The following is a 3,215-nucleotide window of genomic DNA, read 5'->3' as shown; positions in this document are numbered from 1 at the left end:
CCGCAGCCGCTGTCGGAACTAGATGTGCATCCACATTTAAAACTTCCAGCATCGCCACATCTAGAGCAAATACGTCCCCAGAAGCACCCAGAACGCCTAATAACTTGGGTTCGCCGCCACTGGGGCCATTTCCCTCGTGGCCGATAATACCATCGATAATGGTCAAATTTGGGCTAATTGCGCGCGCGGTTTCGACGAGCATTTCGCCAAAGCGTTCGGCACTTTTGCCAGCTTCCATGTGCCACCAGGCTTTCATTTTGCCAGGAACGCACCCGAAGAGATTTTTGACACCCAGAGTCATCGTCAGTTGGACGTGAGATTTGACTTTGGGCAGGTTGATGACGACATCAGCTTCGATCGCTTCTTTGCTAAGTAATAAATGATTGAAATTTTCGCTGGCTGTCTCGTAGCGTTTGCCATGAAATTCGACCACAGGCAGATCTAGTTCGACCATCATCGGTAAATAACCGTTGGATTTGGCGACGCCCATCGCACTCCCAAAAGCGGGACTATCGCCGAAAAATGGCTTCCCACCCGCTGCAATTACCAGTTCGGCGACACATCTAACTAATTCGGGACGCGTGACGCATTCTTTGGTCGGACGCGCACCAGTCAACAGGTTTGGCTTGAGTAAGACGCGATCTCCTGGTTTGACGAAAGCACCGATACCACCTAGTGGTGCTAAGACGGCTTCTACTGACTCGCGGAGTCGATCGGTTGCGTAGGATGTGGCGCGAATTAGGCTGACGGTAGGCATAGGGGTGGATGAGTAATGAGTAATGGGTAATGAGTAAGAGAATAATATGCTCTGCCAGTCTCCCAGTCTCCTAACTAATTCTCACCAACTGCTCTGGTGCGGCGATTTCGGTGAAGAGTTTACGTGCGTGGGTGTTGCGATAAATTTGGCTTTGGGCGATCTCTCCGGCTTGTTGCCAGGTGAGTGCGGCTTGATAATAGGCTTCGGCGAGATCGCATTTGGCACCGAGTCTGTCGAGAATTTCGATCGCATGGAGATGCGTGGTTTGAGCGGTTTGGAGGTTACCTTGCGATCGATATAATTGTGCCAAGCTAGTTAAAGTTCGACCTTGAATTTGCAGGTAGTTACCACTTTGACAAAATGTCAAGGTTTGCTGATAAATATATTCGGCGAGATCGTAGTCGCCTAAATTGGTGTAAATTTGGCCGACGATTTGGAGAAAATAAGCACTACTTCCCGTCCATTTTTGGTGGATAGTTACAGGCTCGATCTTGGTAATTAATGCTCTAGCTTCGTCGAATCGATCGAGATAAGATTGTACCAAGGCCAAACACACGGTTGCTTTTTGAATCCAGCGATCGCCTGCGGTATTACTGGCAACTGTTATTACTTGTTGAAAGAGTTGGCTGGCGGTGGTTAATTCCCACAGATCGATGTGATATAAGCCGAGGCTCAATAGGGAATCGATATTTAAGATATTCAAGCAATGAATGTCATGCGATTTCTCTTGTCGATCGAGATTTGATAGCATTCGATCTGTATAATCGATCGCGTGTTGCTGGGTCGCAATTGCTTCATGTACTTGCCCGACAATCCAGTAAAGATCGCCGAGAATATTATTTAATTCAGCAGTCGATCGATCGGGGGGAAGTTCGGTAATTATCGGCGTAATTGCCATCAGGATGGGTTGAATCAATCCCATTCTATATAAATTACTAGCCAAGGGTAAAAATTGTCCCCATTGATTGTTACGCGGGTGCAGTAATACTTTGGCAGCTTGCAATAAATCTCCAATTTCTACATAGTGATAATATGCCTCTAGTGCCGTAATTGCGGTATGCGTATCGACAATTTTGACAACCGCATCGCTCCAATAATTAGCGGCTGCTTGATGCGCTTTTACCCAGTCATCAGTTCGTTGCAATCTGGCGATCGCTTCGGCTCTAATTGCGGGATGCAGCCAGTATTGCCCGCAGTGAGACTCGATTAGCGAGCGGTTGTCGATCGCGTTGAGGACTTTCGCTCTGGCTGTTGGTTCGATTTCCCATAATAAGCATAATAAAGCATCGGCATTAACTCGACTCAAATCTTGATAGCGATAACAGCCAGCTCGACAGAGTAATTGATAAGCATCAGGATCTAGAGTTTGCAGACGATCGAATTGATTGGCAATTAATTGTTTCAGTCCGGTTTCGATTAGTTGTGAATCTCGATCGGCTTGCAAGTAAATATCGATATTACTAGCGAAATCGGCATGAATATTACTCGCAATAATTTCCATCGCTTTAGCATTACCCCCGTATGAGTAATGCAAAGGAGTAATTGCGGTAGCAGTTGTATCGATCTGACGATAATTAAAATAAGTTTGCCACGTATCTACTGCTAATCCCGACAACCGATAATGAGTTAAATTTAAATCTACTTCGCATAATCGATCGCGACTGGTAATTAAGGTAATTCCGGGCAACTGTCGATCGGTTAAAATTCCGAGCAGTTCTACATAGCTACGGTAAGGCGAAATAATTCGCCCATCTCGATCTAATGCTGGCTCTAAATTATCGATTAAAATCCCAATTTTGCGGGTACTGAGTTGCCGTTTAAGCCGCAATAGAGCGATTCCATATTCTCTTCCTGGCTCGGTTTGTAAATCTTCGCGCAACCATTCCTCGACAATAATTTCGGCGGGCGTAATGCGAGCGGCTTCTTTTGCCATCGATAATTCCAAAATTAGATCGCAGCCGCTGGTTTTTAAATACTGCTGTGCAAAGGTAGTTTTACCGACGCCACCCTCGCCCAAAATGACGATCGTCCGTTGTCCTCGATCGGCCAATTCGTCTAATCTAGAGATATCTAGTTCTCTACCGATAAATTGACGATCGATACTTCTCGTCGGCATCGCGATCGCCGGACTCTCATGGCGTTGTAAAATCGACTTGAGATTGGTTTTAGTTACCCGCTCCGCCAATAGTTGCGATAATAATTGCCACAAAGCTGCGGCAGTGTCTTTGACATGTCCCTCCGTACAATGATAGTCTGCGGCAATATCGATATACTTGCACCCCAGCCACACCTGCTGAATGATAAATATTTGCAGATCGCTAAGATGCTTACCCGTATTGTCAATGAGTAATCGATCGATCGCATTTATGGCACTGTCAGCATTCATCGAGTAGGGGATAGGGGATGGGGATTAGGCTTTAGGGATTGGCTTTAGGCTTCGTTTAAGGTTGGTTTACCC

2 protein-coding genes are annotated in these 3,215 nt (G+C 46.2%); both read right to left on the bottom strand.

Features of this window, described 5'->3' with window-relative positions; all coding sequences use genetic code 11:
• Window positions 1-757 (bottom strand): DUF362 domain-containing protein (locus C7B77_RS26835; protein ID WP_106312215.1); only part of this gene is annotated, 757 nt, incomplete at its 3' end.
• A gap of 70 nt (window positions 758-827) precedes the next feature.
• On the bottom strand, window positions 828-3,143 hold the full coding sequence (locus C7B77_RS26830; protein ID WP_106312212.1) for a helix-turn-helix domain-containing protein: 2,316 nt from the start codon (window positions 3,141-3,143) through the stop codon (window positions 828-830).
• Window positions 3,144-3,215: the final 72 nt, after the last annotated feature.

The organism is Chamaesiphon polymorphus CCALA 037 (assembly GCF_003003845.1).
GTDB classification, from domain to species: Bacteria; Cyanobacteriota; Cyanobacteriia; order Cyanobacteriales; family Chamaesiphonaceae; genus Chamaesiphon; species Chamaesiphon polymorphus.
The sequence above is the reverse complement of the archived record's forward strand: the minus strand, read 5'-3'. Positions and strand labels throughout refer to the sequence as shown.

Excerpts from the sequence above, each read along its gene's own strand:
- C7B77_RS26830 (WP_106312212.1), bottom strand. The coding sequence starts at position 3,143 with ATGAATGCTGACAGTGCCATAAATGCGATCGATCGATTACTCATTGAC.